Annotated in this window: 21 protein-coding genes; all 21 read right to left on the bottom strand. The window is 41.2% G+C overall.

The genetic code is table 11. The features are described 5' to 3' along the window. Positions 1 to 2: 2 nt before the first annotated feature. Positions 3 to 305, bottom strand: coding sequence for a DUF2577 domain-containing protein (locus O3636_RS01180; RefSeq protein WP_015973671.1), 303 nt, complete (start codon positions 303 to 305; stop codon positions 3 to 5). After that, positions 305 to 1,270 carry a hypothetical protein gene (locus tag O3636_RS01175; RefSeq protein ID WP_371641410.1) on the bottom strand — a complete coding sequence of 322 codons (966 nt, stop codon included), beginning with the start codon at positions 1,268 to 1,270 and terminating at the stop codon, positions 305 to 307. The genes O3636_RS01180 and O3636_RS01175 overlap by 1 nt, the downstream gene beginning before the upstream one ends. After that, complete coding sequence (locus O3636_RS01170; RefSeq protein ID WP_173270435.1) at positions 1,270 to 1,962, bottom strand: phage baseplate protein; 693 nt, start codon at positions 1,960 to 1,962, stop codon at positions 1,270 to 1,272. Before O3636_RS01170 ends, O3636_RS01175 begins: the two co-directional genes overlap by 1 nt. A 13-nt stretch (positions 1,963 to 1,975) precedes the next feature. Beyond that, positions 1,976 to 4,261 carry a tape measure protein gene (locus O3636_RS01165; protein WP_371641409.1) on the bottom strand — a complete coding sequence of 762 codons (2,286 nt, stop codon included), beginning with the start codon at positions 4,259 to 4,261 and terminating at the stop codon, positions 1,976 to 1,978. 3 nt (positions 4,262 to 4,264) lie between these two features. Beyond that, complete coding sequence (locus O3636_RS01160; protein WP_182910613.1) at positions 4,265 to 4,438, bottom strand: hypothetical protein; 174 nt, start codon at positions 4,436 to 4,438, stop codon at positions 4,265 to 4,267. Positions 4,439 to 4,455: 17 nt separating this feature from the next. Beyond that, positions 4,456 to 4,860, bottom strand: coding sequence for a phage portal protein (locus tag O3636_RS01155; RefSeq protein ID WP_023948071.1), 405 nt, complete (start codon positions 4,858 to 4,860; stop codon positions 4,456 to 4,458). Between the two features lie 15 nt (positions 4,861 to 4,875). Next, positions 4,876 to 5,340 carry a phage tail tube protein gene (locus O3636_RS01150; protein ID WP_173229699.1) on the bottom strand — a complete coding sequence of 155 codons (465 nt, stop codon included), beginning with the start codon at positions 5,338 to 5,340 and terminating at the stop codon, positions 4,876 to 4,878. 13 nt (positions 5,341 to 5,353) lie between these two features. Beyond that, positions 5,354 to 6,667, bottom strand: coding sequence for a phage tail sheath family protein (locus O3636_RS01145; RefSeq protein WP_371641408.1), 1,314 nt, complete (start codon positions 6,665 to 6,667; stop codon positions 5,354 to 5,356). Beyond that, positions 6,667 to 6,837: a hypothetical protein gene (locus O3636_RS01140; protein ID WP_371641407.1), complete on the bottom strand. Its 171-nt coding sequence runs from the start codon at positions 6,835 to 6,837 to the stop codon at positions 6,667 to 6,669. Before O3636_RS01140 ends, O3636_RS01145 begins: the two co-directional genes overlap by 1 nt. Continuing rightward, positions 6,830 to 7,246, bottom strand: coding sequence for a DUF6838 family protein (locus O3636_RS01135; protein WP_033675935.1), 417 nt, complete (start codon positions 7,244 to 7,246; stop codon positions 6,830 to 6,832). Before O3636_RS01135 ends, O3636_RS01140 begins: the two co-directional genes overlap by 8 nt. Then, positions 7,236 to 7,727 (bottom strand): HK97 gp10 family phage protein, encoded by a 492-nt coding sequence (locus O3636_RS01130; RefSeq protein ID WP_371641406.1) that lies wholly within the window; start codon positions 7,725 to 7,727, stop codon positions 7,236 to 7,238. The genes O3636_RS01135 and O3636_RS01130 overlap by 11 nt, the downstream gene beginning before the upstream one ends. Beyond that, a complete protein-coding gene (locus tag O3636_RS01125; protein ID WP_061759930.1) occupies positions 7,724 to 8,080 on the bottom strand; it encodes a hypothetical protein in 357 nt (118 codons plus the stop codon). Before O3636_RS01125 ends, O3636_RS01130 begins: the two co-directional genes overlap by 4 nt. Further along, positions 8,077 to 8,472 carry a hypothetical protein gene (locus tag O3636_RS01120; RefSeq protein ID WP_371641405.1) on the bottom strand — a complete coding sequence of 132 codons (396 nt, stop codon included), beginning with the start codon at positions 8,470 to 8,472 and terminating at the stop codon, positions 8,077 to 8,079. Before O3636_RS01120 ends, O3636_RS01125 begins: the two co-directional genes overlap by 4 nt. A 15-nt stretch (positions 8,473 to 8,487) precedes the next feature. Next, positions 8,488 to 9,480: a major capsid protein gene (locus O3636_RS01115; protein ID WP_371641404.1), complete on the bottom strand. Its 993-nt coding sequence runs from the start codon at positions 9,478 to 9,480 to the stop codon at positions 8,488 to 8,490. Then, complete coding sequence (locus O3636_RS01110) at positions 9,480 to 10,061, bottom strand: phage scaffolding protein (RefSeq protein ID WP_371641403.1); 582 nt, start codon at positions 10,059 to 10,061, stop codon at positions 9,480 to 9,482. The genes O3636_RS01115 and O3636_RS01110 overlap by 1 nt, the downstream gene beginning before the upstream one ends. 268 nt (positions 10,062 to 10,329) lie before the next feature. Then, positions 10,330 to 10,593, bottom strand: a complete 264-nt coding sequence (locus O3636_RS01105; protein ID WP_371641402.1) for a hypothetical protein — start codon at positions 10,591 to 10,593, stop codon at positions 10,330 to 10,332. A gap of 55 nt (positions 10,594 to 10,648) precedes the next feature. Further along, on the bottom strand, positions 10,649 to 10,858 hold the full coding sequence (locus O3636_RS01100) for a CPCC family cysteine-rich protein (protein WP_371641401.1): 210 nt from the start codon (positions 10,856 to 10,858) through the stop codon (positions 10,649 to 10,651). Beyond that, positions 10,821 to 12,365, bottom strand: coding sequence for a minor capsid protein (locus tag O3636_RS01095; protein ID WP_371641400.1), 1,545 nt, complete (start codon positions 12,363 to 12,365; stop codon positions 10,821 to 10,823). Before O3636_RS01095 ends, O3636_RS01100 begins: the two co-directional genes overlap by 38 nt. Further along, entirely contained in the window at positions 12,346 to 13,761 is a 1,416-nt protein-coding gene (locus tag O3636_RS01090; protein WP_371641399.1) for a phage portal protein, read from the bottom strand. The genes O3636_RS01095 and O3636_RS01090 overlap by 20 nt, the downstream gene beginning before the upstream one ends. Further along, the gene (locus O3636_RS01085) at positions 13,752 to 15,017 is read right to left on the bottom strand and encodes a PBSX family phage terminase large subunit (protein WP_371641430.1); all 1,266 of its coding nucleotides are present in this window, start codon (positions 15,015 to 15,017) and stop codon (positions 13,752 to 13,754) included. Before O3636_RS01085 ends, O3636_RS01090 begins: the two co-directional genes overlap by 10 nt. Before the next feature lie 2 nt (positions 15,018 to 15,019). Continuing rightward, positions 15,020 to 15,730: a phage terminase small subunit gene (terS, locus tag O3636_RS01080; RefSeq protein WP_371641398.1), complete on the bottom strand. Its 711-nt coding sequence runs from the start codon at positions 15,728 to 15,730 to the stop codon at positions 15,020 to 15,022. Positions 15,731 to 15,907 lie beyond the last annotated feature (177 nt).

The raw sequence follows: 15,907 nt of genomic DNA, 5'->3' as shown, positions 1-15,907 counted from the left end.
CTTCACTCCATCCTTTGTAAAACGTAGTATAATTGCCCGTTCTGGGCTTTAATCATTAAGACTTTGTCTCCTGCTTCAAGATCACGAAAAACAATCCACCTCTTGTTGTCTCCTTCAGTATCTCCGGTACGTAGTTCTTTAACCATCGGACTTAGAACTAAAAAAGACTCAGGGATTTCAAGTTTATTATTAACCTTGATTGTGAGAGGAGAAACAGATGTGACAGAGCCAAAAACAATATCTGTTCTGTCTGTCCCATCATCTACTCCTTGCGCCAAAAGGCGTGCTAACAACTCTCCTGCCATTATTCCAGCGTCCTCAATTCTAAATCCATTGTATGCACCTTATCCCACTTATGGGTACATTTAGAGATGATGCCAAGACTGTTCTTCTTAATCCCTTCGGACTCTAAATCAGCAAAATCCAGCACAACACTGTTGCCTGCACTGATTCCAAGATGTCCTAAACAAGGAACTTTAAAAGTCTTTTTAGGATGATTCTTAGCTTTCAATAAGAGTTCAGCCTTTTGTTGAATCTGACTCTCATTCATCTTTTCATCCACTTTTTCGTGGTACTGCAACTTGCCCCAAAGAGCAACATTTTTAGAGTCTTTCACGACGTAAACTTCACGCTTTTTACTCTGTTTGTTGTCTTTAGTCAGCTTCACATAGTTGAAACTATCATCGATAGAGCCTTCATAGTCAAAGTCTGTAGCTACGCTATCATCACCAATCACTAAGTCAGTAATCAGCGAATTTAAGGCTATATGCTCGACTGTACCAAAGTTATCCCTGATGATGTACCACATTCCACCATGAATCAATGTTAAGTCCAAGGCGTTCTGGATCATCGCAAAATAAGTTTTCTTATCTTCGATTTTCTCAGGACACGTCCAGTTTCCCTCATCGACAACTTTGTACTCAAGTTCTGAGATTTCGCAAATCTTACTAAAGATTTCATGACTTTTAGAGGCTTCAAACACGATTGTGTCGGTGTTTTTCAGGTACCTCATTCTGTCATAAGCAGTAACCGACCATTTCTTAGCTGATTTCCGCTTTTTCTTGAAAACTTTGCCGTAAAAAATGCCCTTATCATCCACCTTGAAGCGGATAACATCCCCAAAGTTACAAGCAACCTGCGAGTCTATAATCATATCAAACTCAAGTTTTCCCGGCTGAAAATCAATACTGGTTTCCCATTTGACACCTCCGACCAACTCAGTGATATCAAAGACTTTACCGTCATTCACATCTTGAATTAGAAATTCCATCATAGGACTTGCACCGAATCAGCAGTAACCCAACCACGCCAACCGCCATCCAGCATGGTAACGTGATAAGGATGCGACCCTTTCATATTGATATAATTGACAAATCTAGTTGCGTTTGACTCAGTTTGACCCGGGCCTTCTCCATAACTATCTCTATGAAGTTGCCCATTAACAAGCACCTTTGCACCGATAGTCACTTCTTTCTTAGTCGAAGGGGCTTGCTCTTTCTGAGGTTGACTAGCTTTCTTCTCCTCTGATACCTTCTTTTCGATTTTTACAAACCGAGCCTTGGCCATCTTGTACTCTTTGAAAGTGATGTCGTAGTAAACATCCTCATGAATACCAGCTTTTCTTTGTTGCTCAAAACTCTCAACTGTCGCAAGCATATTGATACCCACGCCAGAGATAATCAAGCGACAAGGTTCTTTCCCGTCCATGATTTTCTTTAAGAGTCGGACATAGGTTTCAGGCGTTCCTGATTTATTCAGGACATAAGAGCGGAAAGTGTCTCTAGGGAAGAATGAAGTGAAAGTAACCTCAGATAGTTTGGGAAAACTCATCTGGGTTATTTCTCCTAGCGCAATACTCGTTGCTGACTCGTTATTTGCGCTATTCTTCGTTTTTAGCTCTTCTGGATTGACAGGAAGTTGTGTGACCTGACCTTTGTACTCTACGAAAATACCAATCGCCATTTCCTTCTACCTCCTACGCAATTCCTAGGTCGCTATCGACCAAACCGATAATCTTTTCTTCAATTCTGTCAACCAAATCGTCGATATCCTGTTCAGTAGCACTATTTTTAGACTCATATTTAACACTAACTTGAGGTGTTAGAACTTGGTAATCAATGATGTACTTGCGCTCTGCAACATCACGCATCATCTTAATATCTTCGTCTTTCAGCTTGACTTCATCTTCAATCTTACCGACGTTACCAATGTTCTTGCCTTTGCCTAGCTTGTCGCCAAGACCACCAGCACCACCAGAAGGAGCACCAGCCCCTGCCGGTGTTTGGTTCATTTGGTCAAACTTAGAAGCAAGTTCGTCTTGGCCTTTCATCTTATCAGCGAAGCCTTGCATAGCATCACCAACACCTTGACCAAAAGCCTTAGTACCACTAAAAGCATTGCCAGCAGTTGAGAAAGGATTTTTCATCCCATCCCACAAACCGCCTGGAGTCATCATATTGGCACGCATGCCGTCAAAAGATTCATAATCATCAGGAGCCTCTCCTGGATTAAACATCTCTCCCATAGCACGGATACCATTGGCAAAACTACCGTCATTGGACATGTAGCCCATTTCGCCAACTTTTCCTAGATTCACTCCTGGTATTTTGTTTAAAGCGTCAATAATCCAGTTGATAGCTTTAATAGCCATGTTTGCACCGGCTATAAAAGCATTACCGATAGATTGCGCTACATTGACCACCCCATCAACAAACGAAGCAAAATAATCTAATACAGTTCGAATAAGATTATAAAATAACTTTCTGATGGAATATATCGGGTGCTTAAAGACATTTCTCAAAAATTCTGCAATTGCTAAACCAATATTGTAAATACCTATGAAGAGATTCACAATCGGTGCAATCATATACATTACAAGATTGATAACGAACATAATGACGTCATAAACTACCGTTCCGACAAAGACAAAGGCTGCAACGATAGCAGCTGCAACATCTAAGAATGAAATCCCCATAGCATTTAGAGCCATACCGATTAATAGTGCGATTCCAATTACACCTATCAATATTAGCATCAGCCAAGCCCAAGGAGCTCCTGCCATCAAACCTGCTACAAACATTGCAATACCTGCTATAAGAGCAACTGCTGCAAGAAGTGTTAATGCAGTCATGACTATATTGATGTTCTCAGTAACCCAGTTCCAGCCTGCAACGAAGAGATTAAAGAGCCATAAAGCTATCTGGCCAATCGCAAACATAGCAGTCTCTAAACCTGCCATGAAGTTTTGTCCAGCGGTACTATTAATAAACTCTTGCCATGCTTGAATCAAAGGCTGAAATGCGTATGAAGCTACGTTGCCAATCTGAGTCATCATATCAGCAAAGGTCATCGGCATTTTCGCAAACTCAGCGTTTGTTTCAACTGCTGAACCAAGCAAGGCACTCTTAAGGATATCTCCTGTTAATTGCCCATCTTTAGCCATCCCCCTCAGTTGACCAACGCTGACACCAAGATGTCTAGCTAGTTTTTGGGCAACAAGCGGAGCGTTCTCCATCATAGAGTTGAACTCATCACCACGAAGAACCCCTGAAGCAAGCGCCTGTGTGATTTGAAGCGTCCCTGCTTTTTGTTGCTCTAAACTTGCACCACCGATTTTATACAGCTTGTTCAACTGCTCAGCGAATGCAATAGCTTCATCATTACTTTTAAAGGCTTCTCCAGCTTGTGAGCGTAGTTTAGCCACTGAGTCTGCCATGATACCGAAGCCAGTCCTTGAGCGTTGTGCTGCCGCCATGATACCGTCTTGGAGTTCTTGGCCTGTCTTTGATCCATCTTCTATCGTCTTAAGCCTTGCCATGGTCTGAATATAATCATCGCCTGACTTAATCAGACCACTCATTAAATTAGCCATTTGCCTCAAGGCTTGAATAGCAACCATGAAATTCAAAGCACGAGAAATAGAAGTCATTCGACCAAGCATGGAAGTAGCAACACCTAAACCACCAACAAGAGGACCAGGCGAAGGAAGTTTAGGAGCGATAGGTGTCGCCATTTTAGGCGCTACAGGACTAGTAGCTTTAGGAGCAACAGGTTTAGGAGTGACAGGGCTAGAAACTTTGGGTGCAGTTAAATTCTTAGGCATATCTGCTTTAACTTTAATCGTTGCAGTTTGCGTCATCTTCTTGACACGTCTATCCAACTCGCTAAACTTTCCGATAGTTCGATCGATTGTGTTATTAATCTTGTTCAATGAACTAGAAAATTTATCTTTAAGGGTTAGTGTTTGTGTTAATGTAGCCATCTTCTACCGTCTCCTCCTTCCCTTGCTTTTTCTTTCCATTTCTTTGTGTTCCTTTTCTTCTGCCTCTACTCGGATATCGATAAAGGCAAAAATCAAGGCTTTTTCACGTTTAGATAAGCTATCCAAAAAGGACGGAGTCCAGTTGAATTGATGCAAACAGTAGTAAGCATAACTCAACTCTGCGTCCCCGTCCTCTAGTCGTTTTTTGCTTCTTCGACAAGATCATTGATGTCTTCATCAAATCCGTTAAGCGACTGGATTTCTTGCATTAGGGTAGCATATTCCCCAATCTTCAACATAGCTTTCAAGGTTGCCGCTTCATCCCCGACAGTACGATAAGACTCTTGTAGTTGAGCGTCTTTCAAGTCTGGTGTAACAACGCAGGCAGACATTAAAGAGTCGATGTACTTATCGTTGTTGAACTCAGGAATAGCCACACCTTGGCGGTTTTTCTTCTTGATTGTCGCACGTTTCTTCAACGTATCGTTTAGACTTTCGTCAATACTTCGAATGACAAAAGGAGATTTGAAGCGCTTAAGGTGTACTTCCTTTGTTTCTTCCTGCTGAACGTTTTCTAGTAAAAAGTCTGAAATTGCCATTTATCTATCCTCTTTCTAACCTAATTTAGGCGCATTAAATTTTTCCAAGATATCCACATCTTCAAAAGTAAAGTTGACTTCTTCTTCCAAGAAATCTTCCTCAACTTTTAGTTGACCCATCACAACTTCATCAAGGTTACATTCACGCAAGATAGTTGTTTGACGACCGATTGAACTTGTCGCATCGTCATTGGTCACTTGGATATCAAAGAATGTATCCCGACCATTCTTCATGTAGTCCAACATCATTTCCTTGAATGTTGAAGTTACACCGTAAATAGTCATCTTACCTTCTCCCTTGAAACCAGTCGCTTTTACTTGCGTACCACGTTTGTTAAGGGTGCGGACTTCTTCTTTGTTTTTCTTAACTGTAGCTTCAAGTTCCTTGATATAGAACATGAACTCGTTTCTTCCGTCGATGTGAATAAAAGCGGTACCTTCCTGACCGCTGATTACGTCACGACCTTTTAAAAAAGCCATACTATCTCCTTTCCTACTCTACTGTAACTGTCATGTACAGTTTTTCCATGCTGTCCACTGGTTTCACTTTTACGTTAACCACTACAGACTCTTTCAACTCACCACATAGCACCTCGATGTCTTCTACTTTGAAGTCTTCAATAGCACCACGAGCTTCAAGGTCTTTGAAGTAGCGAATACGGTTCGCTTTAAACGCTTGACGTCCATCTTCGTTGTTGCTTACCTTTCCAAGGAAATACTCAGAGAAAGCGTAACGAGTATCGTTCACGATATCGTCCAAGGTACGCAAGATACGGTTCTTACGGAAGTCTTGGTTCTTTTCAATCGTGAAGCTGACGTGTGAGTTGATATCTTGTTCAACTACCGCACGACCACGACGAGCAGTGAAGACAAATTGCCCTTTCAAGAGCGCATCTTCTGTCTCTGTATGGCTCAAACGTCCCACAACATCAACAGAGTCTTCGTACTTCTCATAAGTCAACGATTTCTCAACGCCAGCATTTGCGCTTGCTGCTGCAACCCATACAGTCGCTTTAGTCTTATCAATAACTGTCTTGTCAGACAAGATAACGCCGTTTTTAACGTTAATAACTGCTTCGCTATCTGCATCTGAGTCCGCCACAACCAATTGAGCACCAAGCCCTTCGTCTTCACGCATGCGTTTGATGAAGTTGATAGCTGCCTTCTTGATAGAAGCATCTTCTACTGGCAAAGCCATATAGTTAAACTCAACTGTTTCAAGCGCCTTGAAGTATTCTGAGTAGTCTTGGGTTGAGACTGCACCGTCAGTACCGCCAGTAAGTTTAGCACCAGCCACCGCTTGCAGTTCGCCAGTTCCTGAAAATTCAACTAGATCATTGTTTTTCAAATCGGCCAAGACTTTTACAGTCTGCGAGTCCATAACAACAGTATCAAGGAATGTGACAACATCAAATGAACTTGGGTCGTCTACGTTTGTTTTGACTGTTACTGTGATGTCATTCCCACGGACACCGCTATATTTAGCTTGAGCCGTTACGTTGTCCGAAAGGCTTACGTTTGACTTTTCGCCTGTATTCAAACGATAAAGCAAGACTTCACTCACACGCTTGAATGCTTCATTTAGCAACAAGAGTTGTGGGCTTTCTTGCTCATACCCTAGCTTTTTAAATAGGTCTTCGCCACGTCGGATTTTCATCAATTTCTTTGACTCACCGAAGCTGAGTGCTAGCGGCACTGTTACGACACCGTCGCCACCAAGTCGAGTCATTGCGATGTCTTTTGATTTGACGTTGATGTAAGCACCTGGTCTTACTTTATTTTGGCGTTTCCAAATTCCACCTGCCATTACTTAATCTTCCTTCCTAGTTCATATTCTAGTTTTGCTCTTGCTTCTTCCAAACTATAAGACTCTTCTGGATCTAAAATAGCCCCCAAGATGTCTTTTTCTCCGTTGGTAAAAGCGCTACTTTCCAAAATGTCCGCAGTAGGGAACACAATTCCTTCTACATTATCCATCTTTTACCTCTTCTTTCACTTTCAATTCACGTTGTTTGATATCTTCCTCTTCTAATTTCAAGCGTGTGCTTGCGTTAAAAATACAATGCAGAACGTTGTCAACCACTTCATATTGACGGTCAAATAAATGAATCGTCGGCAAGTGTAAGAGTTTATAACTCAATTCTTCCTGCATTGCTAAACACTCGCTACGCTTTTTCTTAGGAGGAAAATAAGACAAATCCACTTTAGAACGTACTTTCACATGCTTATTGGCTTCTGGAGTGTACTTAGTATCGACCACATGGATAAAAAAACAAGGTTCTTTAAAACCTTGCTCTACTTCATCCAGATAAATCCTGATATCAGGATATAACCCCTTGATGTGACTAACTAACTCCTCGACTAATCGAAAGCCTTTATTTGCCATTTCCTAACACTACCTTTCTCATAAAGCCATCATACTTATCACGGACACGCTTTTCCATATCGCTTTTAGTATCTTCAACCGTTTTATGAAGAAAAAACTGCCCTGGAACAAAGCCACCATTGACTGTCTTATGCCCGTACTCAACGTGTGGGGCATAGTAGACCTTGTTATAAACTTTCTGCTTATAAGTCCGCCCAGATACCTCAATATGGCTTTTAGACCAGCTTTTTTGCAAGGTTCCGCCTTGTTTACCATGAGCACTTGCCCAAAATTTGACGTGTTTGCCATCTTTGGTTGTGAACTCCACCCAATGATCCGTATAAACACCGACGGGTGTTCTCTCTTTCACTTTAGATTTCAATTCTGTACCTTCGTAATTCAAGGTTTGTCTCATAAATCGGTCTACTTTCGCATGATTCACATTCCTGTTGAAGTTATTAGCGAACTTAGCGAAACTACGATAATCAAAACTGCCACTCATGACTTGCCCTCTAGCTTTATAGCAATTTCTTGATGTGACCAATACTGACCAATAGGCACATTAGAACGTGTAAACACTTTAACGTGCCCATTTCTATCAGTCACCTCAATCTTGCAACCTGCAGGAATATCATAGACAACGGAGCAAAAGAGTTTCATATCATAGCCGTTAGCTTGATAGTCGCTCCCGTTCGTTGAACTATTGCTCATTTGCGAAATCCTGCAAGGAATGTCCTCTAATAGCACGCTTTCTGACATACTAGTCAAACCGTCTATCTCTTGCTCTGTATAACCTTTAACCGTCATTTTACAGTCGTACAAGCAATCAAAGACTGTCTTAGCATATTCGGTCATAGTAGCTTCCTGAAACGATTCAACTGACGCTTGTAGCGGTCAAGTGATGACGGCACTTGTTTCATTCGTTGAATCATTTCATAAGGACTAACCTTTCCGATTGTCGTATCACCCATTTTGATATTCTTGACCGAAAAGTCGTCTGCGTCTGCCTTTTCAGCAAGAACGCTTTGCTCCTTGACCTTGTCCAGTAAGTCGTTGGTCATGTCTATCCATACGTTCTCTAAACGTCCAGGCACACTGTCTTGGTGAATATAATTCAAAATCTCGTTTTCTGCTTGGGTCAAAGCGTAGTGAAGAACTTCCATATCTTTGAAATAATTATCCTGACGCATTTTCCGAACGCATGAGATCAAGTACATTGTGTTGTCTTGTTTCAATTCTTGAATCATATTCTGTTACCCAATCTATTTGCCAATTTTGTGTTTCAAAGCGATAATACCGATGTTTTTAGGCTCGTAAACACGTTTCCAGTTCTTGAATTTAGCCAAGTCAGCATTTGATGGAGTGATGTTTCCAGCATCCACTTCTGCACCAGTCCATTTCACACCGTAAGGGTGCATAACAAGGGCACGACGAGTGTAAATCATGTCGTTACCTTTAGCTGCTTCACGAGAAGTTTCAAACGTAGTCAACCCTGATGGATTTCCTGTGTTAAGACCGATTGAACCAGTACGGAAAAGGTATGATGTATAAACATCTCCTGCCGGTGCAATACCATCATCGATAATAACACGGTAACCAAGGTAGGTTGGAATGTTGATAGTCGCAGTTGTTGGCTGGATGTATTGAATCAAGTTATCTTTTTGTAGTTTTGTATAAACCGCTGAGTGCATAGCAATCGCAGTAACTTGATCAGCAGAATCCCCAAGCAATTGTTTAGCGTCAAGTACCATACCTGCATCGATACCAGTAGACGCTTTTGATTGGTCTGATACGTGAGTTTCTTCAAGCGCACCTTTCTCGCCCGCAGTACCAGTCGCAAAGATACCATTCAAGGTAGCAATCAAGGCTTTTTGGTCTTCACGCAACCAGTAAGCACCGATACGGTTCAAGATAGCACGGACTGGGTCAGAACCAGCTACGATACCAGTCAATTCGTTAGCAGCCCAACCACGTCCACGATAAAGAACGCAGGCGATGTCTGCTCCAGCAGTGATTTTCCCAGTTTCTAGCGCTTTGTCGCCATTGCCTAGAACCTCAGAATCTCCAGTAAGGTCATTCCAGAACGGCATGTTGACCAAAAGACCACCAGATGTAATGTTTTTAGAGACACGCTCATCTGATACTGCAATACCACTTTGAACAAAAGCAGATTTAGCAGCAGTGTACTGTTGCATGTATGCATTGTACTGTTGAGGTGTAATCGTGTCTAGAATCTTTGTAATTTCATTAGCCATTAGTTATTTTCTCCTTGTTGTTCTAAAAATTGAGTTAGGTTGAAGTTAGGATTGCTCATAGCAGTTTCCCAATTCCCTAAATTAGTACCTTGCCCATCGCCTTGGTTTGGCGTATATTGAGCTTGTTTCTCCCCGTTAAAGAGATATGGACTCTTAGCACGCTGAGCTTCGATTTGCTCAGTCAAGCCAATCAATTTGCCATCTTTTACAGAGATTTCGTCTTTGTTTAAGATTTTCTCAAAAATTTCTGCGTCTCGAACGCCAGCTTTTGTCAATTCAGCATCGATTAAGCGAGATTTGTTCTCATCTGCTAGTTTCGTCTCAAGCGCTTCTGTATCTTGCTTGTACTTAGCTTGTAAGTCTGCTAGCTTTTGCTGAATATCTTCAACATCTGCGCCTTTTTTCTTCAAATCATTCAAGTCTTTATCACGTTGTGTCAGCTGTCCACGCACACTCTCCAATTCGCTTTCTTTACTTGCCACATCATCCTTAAATTTTTGGACAGAAGCACCATACAAAGCGAAGACTTGAGAAATTTGGTCTTCAGTTAAGCCGATGTTTGCCAGTTGTTCTTTTTTCATTTTGAAAATCCTTTCCTCTACGCTAGGCTTTTTAGGTGTTCTCCATCACCAGTCGCTCCGCTTTTGTTAGGACTACGGACTTGTCCAATAGTTGAACCTTTTAACGCCATGTCCAGGGCATAAGAAAACCGCCTCGATTTCGATGCGGTTAGATTATTTTTTAATTTCTTTGATTACTTGTTTTACAAATGCTATGATAAACAGAATTAAAAACAGAAATGCCAACCACCCGAAAGCGATTGATACCCAATTCCAGATAAACATGTCTTTACTCCTCTACTTTTTCATATGTTTCTTTAAAGATGCCAGGTTTACATGGATAAAATTCACCTTGAACACCTTTGATAATGTAGTCACCTTCTGTTGCAATCATCAATCCTTCAAGCGTTTCTATTTTTAGAACTGGATTATCCAAATCAGCATAATCAACACGAACTGGATCTAATCCTAATTCTGATAACTCCAAAATTGATTCTTCCGTATCTGTAAACTGTACAGCCTCAATCACTACTGGTTTTTTACGGTATTTCATTTCTTGCTCCTTTCTAAGCATAAGAAAAAGCACTTAGATTTCTCTAGGTGCTTATTTATCTAATCGGTAAACCTTTTGCGTAAGCTTCTTTAGCCTCCGCAAGTGTCATTTCATTAGGTCCACCATCTATATTGGTTTCTCCTGTATTTTGCCACTGACAGACGTCACAGATATCATACACTGCCGTAACAGTCCCACATACTGGACAATGTACATATTCACGACCATCAATGATTATCAAATTCTCTTTCCCAGTCTTGCTCATAATAATCAACTCCTTTTTTCGGTTTCAATATTGTTGTAATACGTTTACTACGATTATCGCCTAAAACATATATATTATTTTCTACATCATATCGCACTCTACGCATTTCTGTATCGTAACCGAGTATATTCTCGTTTATCGTCTTAGACAACAAATTCTGTCCGATATGAAGGTAATCCTCTTTTGTGATATCTCCGAACTCGACTCTATGTTTTTTATAATGACCATCAAAAGATTTCTCGGTAGGAAACTTAGACTTTGTCCATCTGATGCGGTCTTTTAGTTCCTTGTATCCCTCAACATCATTATACTTCAAATAATAGAAGCCTGCAAATGTTTTGGGCATATTTTGAGAGCCTAAAACCTGCCTATAAGCTATGAACTGCTCCTTGGTTCTGCGGACTCGGTCCTTTTCCAATCGTTCAGCTTGTAGCTTGTCTTTGATAGCAGTCTGGCCATACTTATCAAGCTGCTGCTTTCGCCAGTCCTTGAAGGTCTGACCGCTCTCTACCTCATAGCCTTTCCCTGTTTCAATGTCTCTTGCGTAGCGTTTTCCGCCTTTTTCTAAGGCAGGAACCGTTGTACATCGACAGTGAGGGTGCATAGTAGGGTAATTTACGCCTTTCTCTGCGTCCTTGACAAGAAATACCTTGCCGTCCAACTCGCCACAAATAGGGCATGTGTGAACCTCTAAGGTCGCTAGATACCTGTACTTCTTGATATTGTCGTCCTGATATTCATCCAGCGTTGCCTGAGCTTGAATACCATTCGTTTCCGTCTGCAAAACGGTCACTGCACGATTACGAGCACGGTCAAACTCAATTGCTAGAAGTTTACTTGACTGGTCTATCGGATAGCCTCGGTTTAAATCATTGGTTACAAGCGATTCTACTCTACTAACCAATTCGTCCATGTTGCTACCCCAAACACGCTCAGAGAACTGCTTGCCTTTGAAGTTTTCCTTGATTGCCTTTTGAAGATACTCTTCTTCTAGACGCTCAGGCTTGAAATTCGGTTCTCTTTTGGTCTGCTTATGGTAGTTGTAAGCACGATTTAAGTAAGTTTCTTGGTAGGTTTGTTTGAGATGTGTTTCTATTCGCTTGTTGATTTTACCAGTCATTTCAGCGATATCCATCTCAACACCAGCAAACAAGGCATCTGCATTTGTTTTGACCTTTATTGACCTTGACCACTCTGTTAAATCAGGATGTTTCTTAACAAAACCAGCAATCTCTTGCTTGGTTTTTAATTGGTCAGTCTTAGTCAGGGATAGCAGATAAAATGGCAATGAGTCACTACGATTTTTAGATACCCTCTTGAACGACTCTAAACGACCTGCAATGCGTTTTAGTGTTCTGCGGTATAAATCATCGATGTAGTCTATTATCTCGCTGAGATTGTCAATCTGATCTAGCTCATATAGCAATCTGTCTTTCTCTTCTCGGTTGAGGTCATCAAGAGATTCGATGAAAGCAATCTTCTCTTCTTTATTCAGCTTCCGACTCATGCTCTAACTCTTCCATATCGTAGGCTTTTTCAGGGCGTTCCTCTTGTTCAGCTTTCTGCAAGCGTAGTTCATCCTGCCAATCTTCTACAATTGGATTCGATTTAGCTACGTTCTCTCTTGATGTGATAGTTGCAAGAGTAGAAACTACTTGAGCCATTTCTGTATCATTATTGATTGAGTTCCGTGTCCATGTTTGCTTGATTTTAAGTTTGTCAGACACCCCTAGATGCTTCAAAATCATCTTAACAAGTGTGGCATAGCCGCTTCTAAACTGAGTTTCCATATTCCCGGCTTTTAACTCTAAAAGAGAGTAAAGGAACTTCAAAGCAACGCCTGAACTGTTCCCTAGTTTATCTGTTTCAGGGTTAACCCCTTGACCACTAATAAAGATTTGTTTCTTAGTCCGCTCTAAAATCAGATTTCTGGCTTCAGTTGGAATATCAATAGCAATGGTTGTAACTCCTGATTGGTCTCCCATGCCGTCGTTGTCCATCTTAATCATCTTATAGCGTTTCAAATCTTCAAGAAACTCTTGCTTGTCCTGTCCACCGTAGTTTGTAAGAACAAAGATAACCTCTTGAACATCGTCTGTATCATTGACAAATCCACTAAAGACCTTGTCGTAAACATCAACTAGGTCTTTGATTGGCTTCAAGTCATTGGTCTCGATTTCATTGTTTTTAAACGGAATAAAAGGAACAAGGCCAAAATCATGCTCGAAACTATTGTCACTAGATCGGTCTCCATTCATAGTATCAATCAAAGAGATTGCTTGGAATGTCTCTAATTCTTCCAGTGGCTTTTCTTTTTCATGACGATAGAAAGAACACTCTTTATCGTTCCAATATTCGTAAACAGTATAATTCTTACCGTCTGTTTCATCTATGCTAGAGTAAACTCGCAGTACCCCAATCAACTTCTTATCCAAAGACTTTGAATAGATTGGTATCACTTCTTTTGAGTCCACGCAAGCATATCTAAATGAGTTATCACTAGCATCTTTCCAAACGTGAAGCCAAGCAATACCAGCATTTCCTGCATTCACACAAAGCTGCTTGCTGATACGTTCATAATCGTCTCCTAAGACGTCTACAATCTTATCATTAACGCTTTTATCATCCACATCAAATGTAGGCGGATAGGTCAACGCATAAGCCTTTTTCTGGTCAAGCAATAACTGGTGCCAGTTGTGGCTAATACGGTTGTCAGCATTACGAAAGGCATTATCTTCTGCTTTTGCTTCGTTCTCAGCTCCTTTTTTATCAGCAGGCTTACGCTTTCGTTTAATATCATTCTCGTTACGATAGTATTTCTCGGCTTCAGCTGCTTGTGAGACAAACTTTCCATGTTTGACCATCTGCGACGAGATTATTTTTTTAATTACTTCTATTTCCAAACAGTCATACCTCCTGACTTGAATAATACTGTATAGCAGAAATAACGTAGGGCGTCCATTGCGTGGTCGAACTGTTTGATAGGCTTGTCCTCGCCATTCGCAGAGGCTTTCTCGTCCCAGACATAAGCGTGGAACTCTTTCAACGTATTCACACAGCTCTCATGCACTGCTATTTTCTCTTGGCCTAGCATAGACCCAACAAAACGAATGCCTTCAAGGACATTATTTCTAGCTTTTTTGATTCTATACCCTCGCTTCTTCAATTCAGCAATGAATGAAGCAGCAGACGGGTCAATAATGATTCGTTCGATGTTCGTATCTCCTAGCCAAGCAGCTAGATCATCAGCGTACTCAGCGTTGGTCTTCTGTACGTTCTCGTCACGACCTGAGTAATAATATTCTCTTGTCAAGTAATACTTGCCATTGATATCTTTTTCCCACAAAAGAAAAACGGTCGCATTCTGCGTACCGTAGTCGACCGAAACATATTTGCCCAGCTTACTCATTTCTGGCAAGGTTGATACAACATGCTTATCCTTACTAAACATATCGTAGACAATACCTTCTGCAACCGTCCAAAGACCTTGGATGTAGCGCTGATAGAAAACACCTTGATATTGGCTTCTATACCGCTTCTTGATGTTCTCTGAAAGAGAAAGGTTGTCGTCCATATCAAAATGCAGATAAAGCATATTCTTTGTTTCTGCTTTGTCTATCCAGTTAACTTTAAACCAATGATAAGGCCCGTCTGGGTTGCAGTTGAACCACCACTTGGAACCTGTCACAGAGCAACGCCCTGTGCCCTGGTTAACAAAGGACTCGGGCATAAGCGCTACTTCATCGAAGAAAATACCTGCCAGCGTCAAACCTTGTATAAGATCCTGTGAACTCTCGTCCTTACCACCAAAAATATAGAAATCATTCGACACATCGCCTTTTGAGATTTCTATCAGGTTATCCGTCCGATGATAGACGTAGCTAAAACCTCTTGACTGTATCATAACCAATAATAACTTCAGGACGTTACGATTGAAAGAGCCGATTGTCTTACCACACATCGCAAAGTTTTGATGGTTGAATGATGTCATCGCCCAAATAACAAACGCTAAGCTCATAGAAACAGTCTTACCAGAACGGATAGCACCATCAGCGATAATGCCTTCTGACTCATGAACTGGAGAGTTCCAAAGCCACCAAGTTAGCACTTTCTTCTGCTTTTTGCTAAAGGGTTGAAATTTGAAGGTATTGGTTTGCATTCTTAATCTAGCCAAGTTTCTTCAACCACCCCTTCTAGAGATTTAATAAAGCCGTCATCATGTATGTTTTCAGACTCATTGTCAGGCAGTTTAGATTTCAGAATCTCAATTCTCAATCTCTGCTCCTCTGTAGCAAGGCTTGAGCGAGTCAATTCATCATATGTTTTAATCATATTTCTAAGTTCTGACTGTATTCTTGCAATTGCAGCTAACGCCTTACCCTGCTTATCCCAAGCAGTGTGAACTTCATAGCTTTCTCCGCCTTTTGCTGTGCTTGCAATAAGCATAGTGGTTGTATCATCAACGTCCTGAACGTACAGAATGCGCTGGGCATGTAAAAGATTAGCATAGGTTAGCTGAATGTTCTCCCAAAGAATATCAATTGGTTGCTTATCTGCCAGTTGCTCGTATATCTCATGCACTCCTTGAGGTAGATACTTAGCAAACAGGCCATGTTTAAGGGCGTTTTGATTACCTATACTTCCGCCTTTGCTGTTCTTATTGCCTTTCGGCGCTCCCCGTTTCCTTTTTGTAGTACTACATTCATCTTTTGAAGTACTACAATCACTCCATTTATCTCTTAACTTCCAAACTGAGATAGTTTTTTCAGGCACACCCAACATGTCACCAATCTTGCGGTTAGTGATGTTTCCGTTATTCTGCTTATAAATCTCAAAAGCTTTATCTCGGTTTGGGTCTCGTGCTCTGCCCAACCTATTACCTCCTATTTGTCCGTTTTGTAAATCAAAAAAGCCACTCAAAGAGTGACTGTATGCGGTAAGTGGGTGCCTCCCCCACCAGAGCCTTATATAGCGCTACTTTATCTCTGTCCTACAGGTTAATCAGCCTAAATCTAATTACCGCCCTGTACCCCTATTGTGATAGCTACT

Source organism: Streptococcus sp. 27098_8_76 (assembly GCF_041432315.1).
Classification (GTDB): Bacteria; Bacillota; Bacilli; order Lactobacillales; family Streptococcaceae; genus Streptococcus.
This window is presented reverse-complemented; position numbering and strand designations above follow the sequence as displayed.

What these genes read in the sequence shown, in the direction of transcription:
- O3636_RS01140 (WP_371641407.1), bottom strand. Translation starts at nt 6,837, where the DNA reads ATGGATAATGTAGAAGGAATTGTGTTCCCTACTGCGGACATTTTGGAA.
- O3636_RS01120 (WP_371641405.1), bottom strand. Translation starts at nt 8,472, where the DNA reads ATGATTCAAGAATTGAAACAAGACAACACAATGTACTTGATCTCATGC.
- O3636_RS01145 (WP_371641408.1), bottom strand. Translation starts at nt 6,667, where the DNA reads ATGGCAGGTGGAATTTGGAAACGCCAAAATAAAGTAAGACCAGGTGCT.
- O3636_RS01155 (WP_023948071.1), bottom strand. Translation starts at nt 4,860, where the DNA reads ATGGCAATTTCAGACTTTTTACTAGAAAACGTTCAGCAGGAAGAAACA.
- O3636_RS01135 (WP_033675935.1), bottom strand. Translation starts at nt 7,246, where the DNA reads ATGGCAAATAAAGGCTTTCGATTAGTCGAGGAGTTAGTTAGTCACATC.
- O3636_RS01180 (WP_015973671.1), bottom strand. Translation starts at nt 305, where the DNA reads ATGGCAGGAGAGTTGTTAGCACGCCTTTTGGCGCAAGGAGTAGATGAT.
- O3636_RS01105 (WP_371641402.1), bottom strand. Translation starts at nt 10,593, where the DNA reads ATGAAATACCGTAAAAAACCAGTAGTGATTGAGGCTGTACAGTTTACA.
- O3636_RS01150 (WP_173229699.1), bottom strand. Translation starts at nt 5,340, where the DNA reads ATGGCTTTTTTAAAAGGTCGTGACGTAATCAGCGGTCAGGAAGGTACC.
- O3636_RS01165 (WP_371641409.1), bottom strand. Translation starts at nt 4,261, where the DNA reads ATGGCTACATTAACACAAACACTAACCCTTAAAGATAAATTTTCTAGT.
- O3636_RS01130 (WP_371641406.1), bottom strand. Translation starts at nt 7,727, where the DNA reads ATGAGTGGCAGTTTTGATTATCGTAGTTTCGCTAAGTTCGCTAATAAC.
- O3636_RS01170 (WP_173270435.1), bottom strand. Translation starts at nt 1,962, where the DNA reads ATGGCGATTGGTATTTTCGTAGAGTACAAAGGTCAGGTCACACAACTT.
- O3636_RS01095 (WP_371641400.1), bottom strand. Translation starts at nt 12,365, where the DNA reads ATGAGTCGGAAGCTGAATAAAGAAGAGAAGATTGCTTTCATCGAATCT.
- O3636_RS01100 (WP_371641401.1), bottom strand. Translation starts at nt 10,858, where the DNA reads ATGAGCAAGACTGGGAAAGAGAATTTGATAATCATTGATGGTCGTGAA.
- O3636_RS01125 (WP_061759930.1), bottom strand. Translation starts at nt 8,080, where the DNA reads ATGACCGAATATGCTAAGACAGTCTTTGATTGCTTGTACGACTGTAAA.
- O3636_RS01110 (WP_371641403.1), bottom strand. Translation starts at nt 10,061, where the DNA reads ATGAAAAAAGAACAACTGGCAAACATCGGCTTAACTGAAGACCAAATT.
- O3636_RS01175 (WP_371641410.1), bottom strand. Translation starts at nt 1,270, where the DNA reads ATGGAATTTCTAATTCAAGATGTGAATGACGGTAAAGTCTTTGATATC.
- O3636_RS01085 (WP_371641430.1), bottom strand. Translation starts at nt 15,017, where the DNA reads ATGCAAACCAATACCTTCAAATTTCAACCCTTTAGCAAAAAGCAGAAG.
- O3636_RS01115 (WP_371641404.1), bottom strand. Translation starts at nt 9,480, where the DNA reads ATGGCTAATGAAATTACAAAGATTCTAGACACGATTACACCTCAACAG.